Below are 16,665 nucleotides of genomic sequence, written 5' to 3'. Positions count from 1 at the left end.
TGCCTTAAAGGGGCGGGACCACCCAGCTGCCGCCCACGCACAGGACATTGTCCAGCGCCAGCCACTGCGCGGCACTGCTTTCGTCAATGCCGCCGGTCGGGCAAAAGAGGCACTGGCCAAATGGTCCGGTCAGCGCCTTCAGTGCGGGAATGCCACCTGATGCCTCGGCCGGGAAAAATTTGAAATGGGCGAGGCCAAGATCCAGTCCGTGCATGATATCACCCGCAGTGGCAACGCCGGGGAGAAAAGGGATGTCGGCGGCAATCGCGGCTTGGCCGAGACGGTCGGTCAGACCAGGGGAAACGATGAATTCGGCACCCGCGTCGATGGTAGCGGCCATTTCGTCCGGATTGGTGACGGTACCGGCGCCAACGATAGCACCGTCTACCTGCTTCATTTCCGCAATAGCCTGTAGGGCGCAATCGGTTCGCAAGGTCACTTCCAGAACCGGACAGCCGCTGCTGACCAGCGCTCTTGCGAGCGGTTTTGCCTGTGCGAGATCGTCGATGACCAGCACTGGAATGACCTTTGCGCGACGCATCAGCTGTTCGATCGGTTTTATTTGGTCCGTCATGCACCATGTTCCTGTATGAAGGCCGCAGCCGCGCCGAGCAGGCCTGGTTCGGGATGGGTGATCAGTTTGACCGGCAGGCTCTCCATTAACCCGCGATAGCGGCCCTTGGAGGTGAATCGGTCGGCGAAGCCCGACGAACCCATGTGATCCGTCAGCCTCAGACCGAGACTACCGGCCATTACCGCCGCGCCGGCGCCATGGGCCAGTGCTATATCACCGGCGACGGACCCGAGTGTCAGGAAGAACCGGTCGAGCGCAGCGATGGCAATGCTGTCTTTCCCTTCCAGTGCGAGTTTCCAAAGGGCCTTGTCGTCACCGATCGGCATTGGCCGATTTTCCATGTCCGACAACACTTCGAATATGGCGCGAAGGCCAGGGCCCGAGACGATGCGTTCGACCGAGACGCGGCCGTGCACGGCGCGCAGTGTTTGCAAAATGCGGTCTTCCACGGCATCGCGCGGAGCGAAGTCGCAATGGCCCGCTTCGGTTGCCAGAACCTGGAATTTGCCGTTTTCGCAGACCAGCGCCGCCACGCCTAGGCCTGTGCCGGGACCAATCACGCTGATCACCCCGAATTGCGGCAGCGGTGTCTCGGGTCCGGTTATATGTCTGAACCGGTCCGGGCCCACCATCGCGACCGCATGGGCGACCGCCGCGAAATCGTTGACCAGCGTATAGCGGTCTACCACCAGTTTCTCGCAGATTTGCGGCGGCCTGATGATCCACGGGTTGTTGGTGAGATTGATCAACTCGTCGTTGATCGGAGCGGCAACGGCGATGGCTGCGGCGCGGGGTAGCGGGCGGTCGAGTTGTGCGCCGTATATCTCCCAGGCGATCTGGAAGCTCGGATGGTCAGCGGTTGCCAGCGTTGTCGGTTCCGAGAGCGATGCAACCTCGCCGTTCGCTATGTCCGCGATGGCAAAGCGGGCATGCGTGCCGCCGATATCGGCAACGACTATTTCGGCCATGTCTAGAGTCCTGCCTCGGCCAGCATGGCCGAGCCGCCTTTTTCCGCCGGATCGCTGTGGTGACGCATCATCGCGAACAGTTCGCGGCCGGTGCCCATGGGCGGGGGCGGTGGCGCGGCCTGTTCGCGGGCCTCCCATTCTGCCGGATCGACCAGCGCGACAAGCTCGCCATTCGCTGCACAGACCCGGACCCTGTCGCCGTCCCGCAGCTTGCCCAGCGGACCGCCGTGATAGGCTTCCGGCGAAATATGGATGGCCGCCGGTATCTTGCCGCTTGCCCCGGACATCCGGCCATCGGTGACAAAGGCGATTTTAAAGCCCTTGTCCTGCAACACGCCGAGCGGCGAGGTGAGCTTGTGCAATTCCGGCATGCCATTGGCTGCCGGTCCCTGAAAGCGGACCACGACGACGACATCGCGATCCAGCTTTCCGGCCTTGAAGGCGGCGACGACATCATTCTGGTCGTGGAAAATGGCCGCCGGTGCCTCGATCGTCCAGCGGACGGGGTCGACCGCGCTCACCTTCATCGTCGCGCGGCCGAGATTGCCCTGCAGCAGCTTCATGCCGCCATCGGGCTGAAACGGGCTGATGACCGGGCGCAGGATTGTTTCATCGGCTGTTTCTTGCTGTGCGTCGGCAAAGGTCAGTTCTTTACCATTCATCACTGGTTGCTTGGCACCGTCGGATAGCGAGCCTCCATAAACGGTCATGACATCGTCATGGGCGAGGCCGGCAGCAATCAGTTCGCGAATGATATAAGGCATGCCGCCCGCGGCGCTAAAATGGTTTACGTCGCCCGCGCCATTGGGATAGACGCTGGCGATCAGCGGCACGGCTGCGGACAGTTCATCCATATCGTCCCAGTCGATCAATATACCGGCGGAGCGGGCGATGGCGGGAAGGTGAATTACATGATTGGTCGAGCCGCCGGTGGCGAGCAGGCCGACCACGGCGTTGACAATGGCTTTTGCGTCGATGCAGCGGCCCAGCGGGCGGTAATCGTCACCCGCCCAGCCATTGCGGGTCAACTGATGCGTGGCGGCACGGGTCAGTTCCTGGCGCAGCTTGGTGCCCGGATTGACGAAGGAGCTGCCAGGCATATGCAGGCCCATCATCTCCATCATCATCTGGTTGCTGTTGGCAGTGCCGAAGAAGGTGCAGGTCCCTGCGCCATGATAGCTGGCGCTTTCGGCTTCGAGCAATTCTTCCTCGCCCACCTTGCCCTGCGCGTAGAGCTGCCGCACGCGGACCTTTTCCTTGTTGGCTAGACCCGACGGCATCGGCCCGGCGGGGATCAATATGGTCGGCAAATGGCCGAAGCGCAGCGCGCCGATCAGCAGGCCGGGCACAATTTTGTCGCAGATGCCGAGCAACAGCGCGCCTTCGAACATCCCGTGGGACAAGGCGACCGCCGTACCCATCGCGATCACGTCGCGGCTGAATAACGAGAGTTCCATACTGTCCTGTCCCTGGGTAACGCCGTCGCACATCGCCGGCACGCCGCCGGCGACCTGCGCGGTTGCACCGGCTTCGCGGGCGAAAATCTTGATCTGCTCGGGATAGCGACCGTAGGGCTGATGGGCGGAAAGCATGTCATTATAGGCGGTGACAATGCCGATATTCATCGCTTTGCCCGAGCGGATGACGGGCTTGTCCTCACCGCTGGCGGCAAAGCCGTGGGCAAGATTGCCGCAGGACAGGGTGGGCCGGTGAACGCCGGCGTCGCGCGCGCGGTCGATCAGGTCGAGATAAGCCTTCCGGCTTTCCGCCGACCGCGCGATGATCCGTTCGGTGACTTTCTCCACGACAGGATGAAGGCTCATGTGCGACTCCAGAAAATGGTGATCGGGCAGCGGGCGGCGGCAAACAGTCTGGCGACCGGCAGATCATTCTCTCCGGCAATGGCTGCATCGAGCACCCGCTTTTTGTCGCAACCGCGGACCACCAGCATGATTTCTTTAGCCTGGATCAGTGCCGCAAGGTTAAGCGACAGGCGCTCGAACGGTGCTTCTTGGGGCAGCGGTTCCGGCACCGTGTGGATGACAGCGGCTTCGCCTTGAGTCGTAGGGTCCATGTTTGGAAAGAGCGACGCGATATGGCCGTCCGCGCCCATCCCCAGCCAGACCAGATCGAACAGGGGCAGGGGCATGCCCTCCACCAGTTTCGCGACATGGGCGGGCGTCGCATCAAAGGCTGCATCCAGCTTGTCCTGATTGCTGGCAGGATCTTTGGGCGGGACAATCCGGTCATCGGTCAGCATCAGTGACACTGTGCCCCATGGCAGGGTGCGTCGGGACAATATGTCAAAAATGGGCAGCGGCGTTTTGCCGCCGGGGACCGCGAGCCAGTGACTGCCCGGCCGCTGGATGATCTCGCTTATATGGTCAGCAACCGACCCGGCATCGGCGTTGGCGGCCCAGCAGACCGGAGCGGCGATATTCTCGGCCTCACTCATGCCAACTCACCCCGTCGCGTTCGGTCAGGGCAATTGCCGCAGACGGTCCCCAGCTTCCCGCGCCGTAGGATTTGGGTGTCATTTCCTCTTTGTCCCATGTCTTGCGGATGGCATCGACCCAGCGCCACTGCGCCTCCACTTCATCGCGGCGCACGAACAGGGTCGGATCGCCGTCGATCAGGTCGAGCAGCAGGCGTTCATAGGCGATACGCTTGCGCGCCTTGGAAAAGGCCTGCGAGAGGGACAGATCCAGCGGCACTTCGCGCAATATCATGCCGTCGCGGTCGAGACCGGGTTCCTTGGCCATCACCTGCAGGCGGACATATTCCTCGGGCTGCAGGCGGATGACCAGGCGGTTGGCATTGAGCCGACCACCACGTTCGGCAAAAATATTATGCGGGACCGATTTGAACTGGATGACGATTTCGCTGCGGCGCTCGGACAGGCGTTTGCCGGTGCGCAGGTAAAAGGGCACGCCCTGCCAGCGCCAGTTATCGACATGCGCCTTGATCGCGACGAATGTCTCGGTGTCGGAATCTGCACCAAAATCATCGGCATAGCTGCCGACCGCTTTGCCATGGACCGCTCCGGCGCCATATTGTCCGCGTACCATTTCTTCGGCGCTGACCGGCCGCAGGCTGCGCAGTACTTTCACCTTTTCGTCGCGGATGGATGTCGCATCCAGACTGGCCGGCGCTTCCATGGCGGTGAGTGCCAGCAGCTGCAGCATATGGTTCTGGACCATGTCGCGTAGAGCTCCGGTATCGTCGTAGAAGCCGTGACGGCCTTCCAGCCCGACCGTTTCCGATACGGTGATTTCGATATGGTCGATGCCGTTGGCATTCCACAACGGTTCAAACATCATATTGGCAAAGCGCAGGGCCATCAGGTTCTGGACCGTTTCCTTGCCAAGATAATGATCAATGCGGAAGGTCTGGTCTTCGGTGAAAGCCGCGGCGACCGCATCATTGATCAGACCCGATGTTTCCAGATCATGGCCGAGCGGCTTTTCCAGGCCGATACGGACAAGGTCGCCTGTCAGCCCGGCAGACTTCAGCCCGGCAATCGTCGCTTCGAACAGTGATGGCGCAGTGGACAGGAATATTGCGAGACCACCGGTTATATCGCCAAGCTTGGCGGAAAGCGCGGAGAAGCCGTCGCTCTGTGTTGCATCCAGCGGCTGGTAGGATAATCGTTCCAGAAAGGATTGCAGTTCGCCATTGCCCTTGCGGTCTTCCGGCAGATATTCCGACAGGGCCTGGGCCGCCAGCTGCCGAAACTGTTCGTCCGACATATCGCTGCGTGCGGTCCCGACGATTCGCAGATCAGAGGCGATCAGGCCATCTTCGTGCAAGGCAAAGAGCGATGGCAGGAGCATGCGTTTCGCCAGATCTCCGGTTGCTCCGAACAGCAGCAATCGGGATGAAATGCCGCTATTGTCTGACGTTTTGGTCACAATATTTCCCCGTCTATCAAATGGCACCTGTACCAGCAGGAGTGGCAGGCGACAACGGCCCTCATCCTGCTGCCGGAAATCAATCGGCGGGCCGCATAGAGGCCATAGCTTGCGATGACGGCGTAACAGTCTATCGGCACGATCAGTGATGCCGCCAGGCCGCCGGCATCCGCGACCACGCCGGTTAGCAGCAGAATGATCGCAAAAATTGGATATAGAAGAAGAGCAGATAAAGCTCGATGGATTGCCAGACGAGATTGAATCCCAAGTCGCCGGCGGTGTAGCTCAGACGTTCGCGGCGCTTGATCACGGACGGCTGGCAGGCGGTGCCGTGGATTGCCGGATGATCAATTCGCAGGCGTGGGTTTCGAGATTATCATAAGTCTTGTTCTCTAGCTTCGCGATCAGCGCGTCGGTTGCGCTGCGGGCCATGTCATAGACTGGCTGGTGCACGGTAGTGATACGCGGCCAGACGATCTGCGCGATGGCGCTGTCATCAAATCCGGCGATTGAGACATCATCGGGTACGTTAAGGCCAAGGTCTCTTGCCGCCATGATAGCTGCGGCCGCCATGTCGTCGTTCTGGGCGAAAATCGCGGTCGGTCGGTCGGGCCGATCGAGCAATTTATGCGCCGCAGCAAGACCGGATTCATATGTATAATATCCCTGTTCCACGAGATCGGGCGAATGGGAGACACCCGCTGCCTTCAGTGCATCGAGAAATCCGTTCAGCCTGGCGCTACTGGAAGGATGGGCCGGGTCGCCTTTTATCACGCCAATACGGCGATGGCCGAGCTCTAGCAGATAGGCGGTCACCTTTCGCGACGCCTCGACATCATCGGTTGTCCGGCTGGGTCCAACTTCGAGAGATCCAGTAGGGGCAACGCGGGAAAAAGGGAAATTGTGACGGGTCAGCGCATCAAGCACCTGAGGATGATCGGAAGCGGGCGGGGTCAGGATCACTCCGTCCAGAGCGGCGGCTCGCAAGATGTTCATTATCTTGTCCGAGACCTTTGCCACCGATTCCACCGGCAGCACAAGCAGACGGTATTTTTCTCCATGCAGACGATCGAGAGCGCCGCGTTGCAGTTCCACCACATAGTTGGGGCTGGGATTCTCGTAGATCAGGCCGAGCAGGTAGGACCGGCGACCGACCAGTCCGCGTGCTATGATATTGGGATAATAGTCGAGTTCTTCCGCGGCTTTCAGAACCTTGTCGCGCAAGACTTTCCGGACATGGGGCTCGTCGTTGAAGACTCTGGAAACGGTCTTCATCGAGACATTTGCAGCCGTTGCGACATCAACAATCGTGGCCCGCTTTTTGGAAGCTGGCATTATCCGGATATACTCGTATTCATGCTAAGCACTAGTTCCATCACGCGGTGCCGATAGGGCCGTTAGTTCTAGGCGGATTGTCGCAGATTTACAACAATATTGGCCTTGTTACACCGCCGGAAACAGAGCACGCCTTGCGGCGTGAAATAAGGAAGTGCGATCAAGCCGGACGAAGGAGGCGGGCAAGCCTTTTGCTTAGATGTAGGGACGGCCTGAAATTTTTTCTCTTTCCGATATGCGCCCTGATCGACTTCGGGGCCCGGCTAAAGCCAACGGTACCCGTTTAAAAAGCTGCAATTACCAGGAACGAATTGCTGTGTCAGGTTATGTGATTGGAGCATTTTGCAATGAACCGTTAAATGGCCATTTCAGATGCTCCAAATCAGCATGTCACTCGCAGCATCATTGGACCGCGCCATTCGAGCGCAAGGTGGCGATCTGGTCGTCGGCAAAACCGAGGTCGAGCAGAATCGACGCGGTATCAGCGCCCTCTTCCTTCAGTTTCGCCGGTGCCGAAGGACGGCTGCCATTCATTTCGATCGGCAGGGCCGGGAGTTTTGTTTCGGTACCATTGGCTAGGGTCACGGCTTCCAGTCCGCCGCTTGCATTGAGATGCGGATCCTCGAACATGTCCTCTGGCCGAGCGATCGGCGCAAATGGCAGGCCGGTGCCATCGAGCAGGGCGATCAGATCGTCGCGTTTGTAGGTTGCAATCAGTTCGCGGATTTGCGGCATGATACGGTCGCGCGCCGCAACACGATTGTTATTTTCACGGATACTCTCGTCCGCCCAGAGTTCGTCGAGCGAGAAAAGCTTGCAGAATTTTTCCCACAGCGCATCGGTCACGACACCGATGAAAATGGGATCATCTTTTGTCTGGAATACATCGTAGATCGCCCAGGCGGAAATACGCGCGGGCATCGGATCGGCGGCTTTGCCGGTTACCGCTTTCTGCGCCATATGCTGGCCGATCAAATAGACCGTGGTTTCGAACAACGAGCTTTGCACCTTCTGGCCTTTGCCGGTGCGATGCCGTTCCTCGACGGCGGAGAGAATTGCGATGACACCGAACATGCCTCCGGTGACGTCGATTACGCTGGAGCCGGCGCGCAGGGGTTGGCCCGGAGGGCCGGTCATATAGGCAAGGCCGCCCATCATCTGGGCAACCTCGTCCAGCGCAGTGCGGTTTTCATAGGGACCCGGCAGGAAGCCCTTTTCCGAACAATAGATCAGACGATCATTGTCCTCGGACAGGCTATCATAGCCCAGTCCTAGCCGGTCCATCGCGCCAGGCCGGTAATTTTCAATCAAGATATCAGCCTCAGCGACCAGTTTTCTGGCGATATCTAGTCCCGCACTATCCTTGAGATTAAGCGCGATGCTCTGCTTGTGGCGGTTATACATCGGAAAATAACCGGAGCCGGAACCGACGAGATTGCGGGTGCGATCGCCGCCGATCGGTTCGACGCGGACCACTTCCGCTCCCAGCGAAGCGAGAATCGCTCCGACCGTGGGGCCCATGACCATATGGGTGAATTCGATAACTTTAAGGCCTGCCAGAGGTGTCGGTTGGGTCATGCTGCTGCTTTCGTAAATCCAAGAGGGAGGCCGGCGTCGGGTGTAAAGCCGTATAAGGGTTCGCCGGGAAGGGCTTCGGCGACGATGTCGCGCACCTTCAGAAGTTTTTTCAGATCGATGCCGGTATCAATGCCCATGGCTTCCAGCATGAAGACCAGGTCTTCCGTCACGATATTGCCAGATGCGCCCGGGGCGAACGGACAGCCGCCGAGTCCGCCAAGCGAGCTGTCAAACGTGGTGATCCCTTCTGCCAGACCCGCCATGACATTTGCGAGACCGAGGCCACGGGTATTGTGGAGATGCAGCGTATTGAGCTTATCGTCTCCAATCGCCGCCTTTACCTTGCGCACCAGTCTTGTCACCTGCGCGGGATTGGCATAGCCGGTGGTGTCCGACAGGCCGCATTCGGCAACACCGGCCTCCATGGCGGCGACTGCGAGGCGGACGATCTGGTCATCGGGAAGGGGCCCCTCCAGCGTGCAGCCGAAAGCGGTAGACAGGCCAACTTCAAAATGCGGCCGCGCGCCTTCCGGCTGTTGCGCCACCAGATCGGCAATCGCCTTGATCTCGGCTAGCATCGCGGCATGATCCTTGCGGACATTCTTGATCGAGTGGGTCTCCGACATGGAAAAAGGGATGGAAATCTTGTCAGCGCCACAAGCGATGGCGCGTTCGGCTCCTTTAAGGTTCGGAACCAGAGCGACAACATCAAGATCAGGAATTGTCTTCGCGAAGGCGACAATTTCCGCCGTATCGGCCATTTGTGGAAGCAAGGCGGGCGGGACGAAGCTGCCAACCTCGATTTCCGAAACGCCGGCTTCGGCTTCGGCCTTGATCCACGCTTTTTTCGCATCCGTCGCCATTACGCGGTCCACGCTTTGCAAGCCGTCGCGCGGACCCACTTCGCTGATTGTCACGGATTGGGTCATGTATTTACTCCTAAATATATCCACGGGCGGGCGCTGCGGTCCGCATCCTGCCATGTGCTAATATTGTCAGCCAGTTTCAGACTGAGATCGATCGCGTCCAGCCCTTCCAGCAACATAGCCTTGGCTTCTTCCTCGATCGGGAAGGTCCAGCTCTGGCCGCTGGCAATGCTGATGGTCCGGGCTTGCAGATCGATGGTGACCGGCGCACCTGACCGTTCAACGGCTGTTATAGCAGCGGAATCCAGCATCGCCGGCAATATGCCGTTGCGCACGCAGTTTCCAGCGAAAATAGGGGCGAAACTTTGCGCAATCACCGCGCGGAAGCCATATTCGGCGAGCGCCCAGACGGCGTGTTCGCGGCTCGATCCAGAACCGAAATTGGCGCCGCCCAAGATGACTGTGCTATCGGCATAGGCCGGATCATTCATGACGAATTCGGGATCGGGCTCGCGCCCGCCGATCTCCTTGTAGCGCCAGCCGGCAAATAGTCCGTCGGCCAGACTGGTCTTGCCGGTGCTTTTCATCTCGCGGGAGGGAATGATCTGATCGGTGTCGATATTGTCGCGGATCAGCGGCATCGGCAGGGAAGTCAGGATAGTGAAAGGTTCGGCCATCAGATCAGTTCCCCCGGATCCGCAATCATGCCGGCGATAGCGCTCGCAACCACCGTTTCGGGACTGGCGATATGGGTTCTGACATTCGGCCCCTGCCGGCTTTCGAAATTGCGGTTGGTCGTCGAGATCACCCGCGATCCCGCGGCAAAACTTTCGCCGCCCGCATAAAAGCACATGGAACAGCCGCTTTCGCGCCATTCAAATCCGGCATTCTCGAATATCAGGTCCAAGCCTTCCGCTTCCGCTTCGCGTTTGACCCTGGAAGATCCCGGAACGCAAATCGCTTTAACCCCATCGGCAATTTCCCGTCCCTGCAATAGGGCTGCAGCGCGGCGCAAGTCGGACAGGCGGCTGTTGGTGCAACTGCCGATAAAAGCAGCGTCGATGGGCACGCCCTTGATTGCTTGGCCTCTGGCAAGACCGATATAGTCGAGCGGCGCTGCTTCGGCATCATCGGGAACCACAGCATCTATGCCAATGGTTTGGCCTGGATTGGTTCCCCAGCTGACCATCGGCGTGATAGAGCTCGCGTCAATTTCGATCTCCTGATCGAAGACTGCGCCGGCATCGCTGCCCAGCTCCTGCCAGCTTGCCAAGGCCTGTCGCCATTGTGTGCCTTCGGGGGCGTAGCGGCGGCCTTCGAGATAATCGAACGTTTGCTGGTCTGGCGCGATGAAGCCGGACATCGCAGAAAATTCGGTTGCCATATTGCAGAGAGTCATCCGCCCTTCCATATCGAGCGCCAAAACCGCTTCGCCGGCAAACTCCACAGCATGGCCCTTGCCGCCCGCAGCGCCATATTGCGCCAGCAGCGTCAATATCATGTCTTTGGGCGTGATGCCTTTGTTCAACCGCCCGGTAAATCTGACCCGCATTGCCTTTGGCTTGCTCAACCGCAAAGTGCCGGTTGCCATGGCATGTTCCGCCTCCGACGACCCGATGCCCCACGCCAGTGCGCCAAAGGCCCCTTGCGTGCAGGTATGGCTGTCCGGTGCGATCAGGGTGCAGCCCGGCAGAACAATACCGAGCTCCGGAGAGATCACATGGACAATCCCCTGATCGGGATCATTCACGTCAAACAGCGTGATCCCCGCAGCCTTGGCCGCCGCTCTTGTCTCTGTGATAAAGGCCTGCCCCCCGGGCATAAGCGTCTGGTCCGTCCGCCCCGGCCGGGTATCAACGATATGATCGGTGACAGCGAAAACCCGGGATGGATCGGCCACTTTGCGTCCCGCCTCAGCCAAGGAATTCAGTGCAGCGGCACCTGTCCGCTCATGCAAAAACACCCGGTCGATCGCGACAAGCGCGCTCCCTCCGGGCAATTCGGCGACCACATGGCTGTCCCACAGCTTGTCAAACAGGGTTCGTTCGCCGGTCATGATCGACTCTCCAGCGCCAGATGATAGGCTTTGGCCGAGCGAGCGTTCAGCAGCGCCAGATGGTCTAGCGCCAGTTGATCCGGTGCCAGACTTTCCGGAGCAAAGGAAATCGCATGAGCGGCATTGGCTTCATACCAGGGTTCAAACAGCCTGCGCGCGCGCGCAATCTGCCAGGCGATGGTCAGATAATTGCCAAATCGATCTGGCGACAGGTCCGGGTAAAGTTTCTCGGGATCGCCTTTCGGCAATGCCGGAAAAATGCTTTCCGACGCATCGAAATGGCACAAGCAAGCATTGACAACGGCCTGCCACGATTGCCAGTCCGTTGGCGCATCATCCATCCAGTCATCCGACAGCCCGTGCCCCGGCAGGTCGATATGGATGGCTCGGCCATCCTCGTTATTGCAGCCACTATCCTGACCGGGAGCGTGCAACTGGAGCCGATCTGCACCGCGGTCACCGTGCCAATGCACCAGCCCGTTGAACAATTTTGTCTCGATATGAATGAAGCCTTCGTCCTGCGTCTCGTTCAGATGCGCGGCTTCCGGTGTTTCGCTTTGCCGCAAATGCGCCAGACTGGCCGTCTGATGTTCCTCCGGCGTGGCAAACTTGCGGGTGGACCATGACGAAGGCATGGTGCCGAGGCGGTCGAGATGTGCTTGTAGCGGGTCGCCGTCATAGGCGCTGATCAGGCATGGCGGCATATCCGCATTGACCGCGGGTATGTCGTTTGCTGCGCGCAGGACGGCACCATAGCCAGCCTGATAGGCGTTGCCCGCGTAGAGCATTTCCCGAACGATCAGATCGATTCGCTGTGGGTCATCATTGGCAACCGAAAGCCGGTGTTTGTCGTCCGCGGCAAACCACGGGAAAAACCAGGTCTGTTCCAAAATCCGGTTCCACAGCCAGATCAGATGTTCGCCATATTTTGATGGATGAAACTCCGGTAGATATTTCTCGCCGAACAGTTTCTGCTCTTCAGGCGTCCAGATCGCATAGCCGCCAATTGCCAGTGTCGTGAAGCGATTCGCATGACGTTTCAGGGCCGATACGAGGATGATCCCGCCGCTGTGGAAGCCGTATGCGGCACATTTTTTTACGCCCAGCGTGTCGAGAAATTCCACCAGCGCATCCGCATATTCATCGATTTCAGGACGGCCATGCAGAGAATCGGATTGCCCGAAACCCGGCGTGTCAGGCGCGATACAGGTGAAATGACTTGCCCATTTCTGCATCAGGGGCTCATATTCTTTCGAGCTGCGGGGGCTCTGATGTACCATGAGCATTGGTGGCCCAACACCTGCCACGCGATAATGAACGCGACGTTTGGTGCCGTTGGTTACGACGTCTATAAAATGGCGTGTGATCATAAATCCTAATTTGTCCGGACAAATATGTCTCGACAAGCTTTTTCTTCTGATTAAGATGCTTTTTCCGATCCTGGAGTAGAAAGACAATGACGCTTATTGGTACAAAAATGGTCGAAGATGGTCGCACAGCGAGAGAAATTTTCGAGGAACTCATCGCCAACCCGGCACGCAAGAAATTTGGTTTCGGCGAAAAGCTGGCGATCGTGAATGTCGATGTGCAACAGGCTTATACCCGCACTGACATGTTCAAGACTGCCTACGAAACCGATCCGAAGCAGATCGATTATATCAATCAGATCTCGGCTGGCGCGCGGGCGAAGGGCATGCCGGTGATCTGGAGTCGGGTGGCCTATAAGGATGATGCTGCAGATGCCGGTATTTGGGGAACGCGCACCGATACCGAAGACTCGCTGCAAAATATCAAATATGACAGCGAGCGGCACAAGCTGGATCCGCGTTGCGACGTCGGTGCCGATGATCTGCAATATACCAAGCGGATGCCAAGCGCCTTTTTCGAAACGCCGCTGGCGAGCTATCTTGTCTGGCACAAGGTCGATACCGTTGTGGTCACTGGCGGTTCCACGTCGGGGTGCGTCCGGGCAACGGCGGTGGACGCGCTTAGCCATGGCTACCGCACAATCGTGCCGATCGAAACCTGCGCGGACAAACACGAAAGCTACCATTTCGCCAATCTCACCGATTTGCAGGTCAAATATGCCGATGTTGAGCCGGTGCAGACGGTGATCGACTGGCTGGAGGGACGATGAGCAACGCACAAAAAGCCGATCCCGGCCTCTACGATTATCTACCCTACCGGAACCGGCCGGCGATTGAATGGCCGGATGGCAAAACCTGTGCGGTATGGGTGGCGCCCAATCTGGAATTTTACGAGCTGGATCCGGCGGTCAACCCGCACCGCAAAAGCTGGGCCAAGCCACATCCCGATGTGGTTGGCTACGCCCACCGCGACCATGCGAACCGCGTGTCGCACTGGCGTATGGCCGAGATGATGACAAAACACGGGTTTCCCGGATCGGTCAGTCTTTCGGTGGCGCTTTGCGATCATATCCCGGAAGTCGTGGAGGATGCCCGCCAGCGCGGCTGGGAGTTTTTCAGCCATGGCATTTACAACACCCGTTACAGCTACGGTATGGACGAAGCGCAGGAACGCGCAATTATCGAGGACAGTATAGCAACGGTAGAACGCGCAACCGGTCAGCGGATCAGGGGCTGGCTGGCGCCGGCGCTAACCCATACCCCGCGCACGCTCGACCTGATCGCCGAATATGGACTCGACTATACCTGCGATCTCTATCACGACGATCAGCCGACCGATGTGAAGGTGAAGTCGGGCAACCTGACCGCCATTCCCTATAGTCTGGAAGTCAATGACCATTATGGCTTCTTCATATATAACATGTCACCGCGCGAATATGCAGATACGCTGATCCGTCAATATGACCGGCTGGCCGATGACGGGGAGCAGTCGGGAACGGTCATGTGCATTCCGCTGCACAGCTATCTGATCGGGCAGCCCCACCGCATAGGGGCGTTTGAATCCGTGCTCGAACATATTGCCGCGGATGGCCGGGCCTGGATAACGAGAGCAGGCGATATCGTTGACCGTTTCCGGGAGCAGATAGCATGAGCCTCGATCCAGCATATCTGGAATATCCCAAACGCCGTCGCGGGATGGACCATGACTATTATCCCTATTCAAATTTTTTCGAGCGCAAACCGCTGCAATGGCCGGATGCCAAGAAACTGCTGGTCTGGCCGGTCATCAGTCTTGAATATTTTCCGATGGTTCCGAGTGACGATCCGTTCCGGGCGCCGGGGCATATGCAGACCGCCTATCCCGACTATCGGCACTATACCGCGCGGGAATATGGTACGCGCATCGGCATCTACCGGCTGCTCGGAGCATTTGAAAAGGTCGGGGCGCGGATATCCGTTGCAATCAACAGTGTCATTGCCGAACGCTATCCCGAGCTCATCAGGGATATCGTGGCCGGCGGGCATGAGATTATCGCGCACAGTACCGATATGAACGGTACCATCGCTAGCGGCATGGATGTGGCAGAAGAACGTATCCTGATCATTCGCTCGCTCGACGCACTGGAAAAAGCCACCGGAACGCGTCCGCGTGGCTGGCTTTCGATTGCACGGTCGCAGAGTTTCCATACCGCGAGGCTGCTGGTAGAAGCGGGCGTCGATTACATGTGCGACTGGGTGAATGATGAATTGCCTTACGCTTTCCAAACCGAAGCGGGCCCGATTACCAATCTGCCGCTCAACCATGAACTGTCCGATCGCCAGATCATCAACGTCCAGCAACAATCCGTCGACAGCTATACACAACAGATGACCGATGCGGCCAACTGGCTGATCGGCGAAGCGGAAACGTCTGGCGGCCGGATGATGCCGATGCATCTGACCCCCTATATCATGGGATTGCCCTACCGCATTGCCGCGTTCGAAAGATTGATTGCAGACTTTGCCGAGCGCCCGGACATCGGGTTTTCCCGCGGCGACACGATAATTGACAATTGGGACGCACAACAATGAAAATACGAAACCCCCGCACCGGTGAGCTGGACTATCAAATCCAGCCGATGGATGCTCAGGACGTGGCTGCCGCAGCAGCTCGCCTCCGCACTAATCAGCCTGCATGGGCCGCTATGCCGATTGCCGAACGCAGCGCGATCATGCTGCGCTGGGCCGATGCGATCGAGAAACATGCAGGCGCAATCATTGAGCAGCTGACAATCGATACCGGCAGGGCCGGAATATCTGCGATGGAGGTCGGCGGTGTGCCGGGCACCATCCGGCGCTGGGCGGCACAAGCTCCCGATATAATCGCTAATCATTCTCCGATGGATGTTCCATCATCCAATCCGACAATCGTCAACAGCACACGGCTGGTTCCTTTTCCGCTGTTCGGGGCAATCGCACCCTGGAACTTCCCGATGACGCTCAGCACCATCGATGCCATACCGGCGCTCTTTGCGGGCTGTGCGGCGCTCATAAAACCGTCCGAAATCACTCCACGATTTGTCGAACCGCTCAAGGCAAGCATTGCCGAGGTGCCCGAACTAGCGAAGATACTGGAAATCATCGTTGGCGACGCCGCAACAGGACAGGCGCTGGTCGCCAATGTCGATTATGTGTGCTTTACCGGCTCTGTAGCAACTGGCCGGAAAGTCGCCGTGGCGGCGGCCGAAGCTTTTATCCCCGCCAATCTCGAACTGGGCGGCAAGGATCCGATGCTCATTCTGGCCAGTGCAGATCCTGTCGAGGCAGCGAAAACCGCGTTGCGGGCAAGCATATTGGCGACGGGGCAGGCCTGCCAGTCGATCGAACGGCTCTATATTGCACGGCCGATCTATGACAAGTTTCTCGAAACGCTGGTCGCGGAAGCAGAAAAGGTGCGGCTCAACTATCCCGATATAAATCAGGGTGAAATCGGACCGTTCATATTTGCGCCGCAAGGGCAGAAGATTGCCGAGCAACTCGCCGAAGCGGAATCAAAAGGTGCGCGGATATTGACCGGCGGAACAGTGGAAATACTGGGCGGCGGGACCTATTTGCGTCCGACCGTGCTCGCAGATGTCACGCCAGACATGGCCGTTGTCCGTGACGAGAGTTTCGGACCCGTGTTACCGGTGATCCCGTTTGATGACGTCGGCAACGCGATCGCGCAGGCCAATGATTCTATCTATGGACTGTCCGCCGCTGTGCTGGCGGGAACAGCCGAAGAGGCCGAAAAAGTCGGCGCACGGCTGGAAGCGGGCGCCATTTCGATTAACGACGGTTCCATGACCGCGATGGTCTGGGATGCCGAGAATTCGAGTTTCAAGATGTCGGGTATGGGCCCCTCGCGCATGGGGGAAAGCGGGATCACCCGCTTTTTCCGTAAACAGGCGTTCATGCGCCAGACGGCGGAGCCGGCGCGAATTCAGGATTTTTCCGAGGATAAGTTTGCGGCTTTGCGCAAAGGAGCATGA

The 16,665-nt window shown here is 58.6% G+C and carries 15 protein-coding genes; 4 read left to right on the top strand and 11 right to left on the bottom strand.

Translation table 11 applies throughout. The features are described from left to right. Nucleotides 1-4: 4 nt before the first annotated feature. From eda to BOSE62_RS10525, 11 genes are all read right to left on the bottom strand, one after another. On the bottom strand, nucleotides 5-574 hold the full coding sequence (eda, locus tag BOSE62_RS10575) for a bifunctional 4-hydroxy-2-oxoglutarate aldolase/2-dehydro-3-deoxy-phosphogluconate aldolase (protein WP_201295659.1): 570 nt from the start codon (nucleotides 572-574) through the stop codon (nucleotides 5-7). Further along, entirely contained in the window at nucleotides 571-1,542 is a 972-nt protein-coding gene (locus BOSE62_RS10570; protein WP_159645803.1) for a glucokinase, read from the bottom strand. Before BOSE62_RS10570 ends, eda begins: the two co-directional genes overlap by 4 nt. 2 nt (nucleotides 1,543-1,544) lie before the next feature. Beyond that, nucleotides 1,545-3,365: a phosphogluconate dehydratase gene (gene edd / locus BOSE62_RS10565; protein ID WP_159645800.1), complete on the bottom strand. Its 1,821-nt coding sequence runs from the start codon at nucleotides 3,363-3,365 to the stop codon at nucleotides 1,545-1,547. Continuing rightward, the gene (locus BOSE62_RS10560) at nucleotides 3,362-3,997 is read right to left on the bottom strand and encodes a 6-phosphogluconolactonase (protein WP_159645797.1); all 636 of its coding nucleotides are present in this window, start codon (nucleotides 3,995-3,997) and stop codon (nucleotides 3,362-3,364) included. Before BOSE62_RS10560 ends, edd begins: the two co-directional genes overlap by 4 nt. Continuing rightward, nucleotides 3,990-5,453, bottom strand: coding sequence for a glucose-6-phosphate dehydrogenase (gene zwf, locus BOSE62_RS10555; protein ID WP_268893903.1), 1,464 nt, complete (start codon nucleotides 5,451-5,453; stop codon nucleotides 3,990-3,992). Before zwf ends, BOSE62_RS10560 begins: the two co-directional genes overlap by 8 nt. A gap of 306 nt (nucleotides 5,454-5,759) precedes the next feature. Then, entirely contained in the window at nucleotides 5,760-6,788 is a 1,029-nt protein-coding gene (locus tag BOSE62_RS10550; protein WP_159645794.1) for a LacI family DNA-binding transcriptional regulator, read from the bottom strand. 402 nt (nucleotides 6,789-7,190) lie between these two features. Next, nucleotides 7,191-8,366, bottom strand: coding sequence for a CaiB/BaiF CoA transferase family protein (locus tag BOSE62_RS10545; protein WP_159645791.1), 1,176 nt, complete (start codon nucleotides 8,364-8,366; stop codon nucleotides 7,191-7,193). After that, nucleotides 8,363-9,295, bottom strand: coding sequence for a hydroxymethylglutaryl-CoA lyase (locus BOSE62_RS10540; RefSeq protein ID WP_159645788.1), 933 nt, complete (start codon nucleotides 9,293-9,295; stop codon nucleotides 8,363-8,365). Before BOSE62_RS10540 ends, BOSE62_RS10545 begins: the two co-directional genes overlap by 4 nt. Next, on the bottom strand, nucleotides 9,292-9,909 hold the full coding sequence (leuD, locus tag BOSE62_RS10535; protein ID WP_159645785.1) for a 3-isopropylmalate dehydratase small subunit: 618 nt from the start codon (nucleotides 9,907-9,909) through the stop codon (nucleotides 9,292-9,294). The genes BOSE62_RS10540 and leuD overlap by 4 nt, the downstream gene beginning before the upstream one ends. Further along, nucleotides 9,909-11,288 (bottom strand): 3-isopropylmalate dehydratase large subunit, encoded by a 1,380-nt coding sequence (locus BOSE62_RS10530; protein ID WP_159645782.1) that lies wholly within the window; start codon nucleotides 11,286-11,288, stop codon nucleotides 9,909-9,911. The genes leuD and BOSE62_RS10530 overlap by 1 nt, the downstream gene beginning before the upstream one ends. Next, nucleotides 11,285-12,658, bottom strand: coding sequence for an alpha/beta hydrolase (locus BOSE62_RS10525; RefSeq protein ID WP_159645779.1), 1,374 nt, complete (start codon nucleotides 12,656-12,658; stop codon nucleotides 11,285-11,287). Before BOSE62_RS10525 ends, BOSE62_RS10530 begins: the two co-directional genes overlap by 4 nt. Nucleotides 12,659-12,744: 86 nt before the next feature. On the opposite strand from BOSE62_RS10525, the gene BOSE62_RS10520 reads away from it, so the two are divergent. From BOSE62_RS10520 to BOSE62_RS10505, 4 genes are read left to right on the top strand one after another with little or no spacing between them, the layout of a single operon-like run. Beyond that, a complete protein-coding gene (locus BOSE62_RS10520; protein ID WP_159645776.1) occupies nucleotides 12,745-13,425 on the top strand; it encodes an isochorismatase family protein in 681 nt (226 codons plus the stop codon). Beyond that, nucleotides 13,422-14,306 carry a polysaccharide deacetylase family protein gene (locus BOSE62_RS10515; RefSeq protein ID WP_159645773.1) on the top strand — a complete coding sequence of 295 codons (885 nt, stop codon included), beginning with the start codon at nucleotides 13,422-13,424 and terminating at the stop codon, nucleotides 14,304-14,306. Before BOSE62_RS10520 ends, BOSE62_RS10515 begins: the two co-directional genes overlap by 4 nt. Continuing rightward, a complete protein-coding gene (locus tag BOSE62_RS10510) occupies nucleotides 14,303-15,226 on the top strand; it encodes a polysaccharide deacetylase family protein (RefSeq protein WP_159645770.1) in 924 nt (307 codons plus the stop codon). Before BOSE62_RS10515 ends, BOSE62_RS10510 begins: the two co-directional genes overlap by 4 nt. Next, the gene (locus tag BOSE62_RS10505) at nucleotides 15,223-16,665 is read left to right on the top strand and encodes an aldehyde dehydrogenase family protein (RefSeq protein WP_159645767.1); all 1,443 of its coding nucleotides are present in this window, start codon (nucleotides 15,223-15,225) and stop codon (nucleotides 16,663-16,665) included. Before BOSE62_RS10510 ends, BOSE62_RS10505 begins: the two co-directional genes overlap by 4 nt.

The sequence above is a fragment of the Sphingorhabdus sp. 109 genome (assembly GCF_902506555.1).
GTDB lineage: Bacteria > Pseudomonadota > Alphaproteobacteria > Sphingomonadales > Sphingomonadaceae > Parasphingorhabdus.
This window is presented reverse-complemented; position numbering and strand designations above follow the sequence as displayed.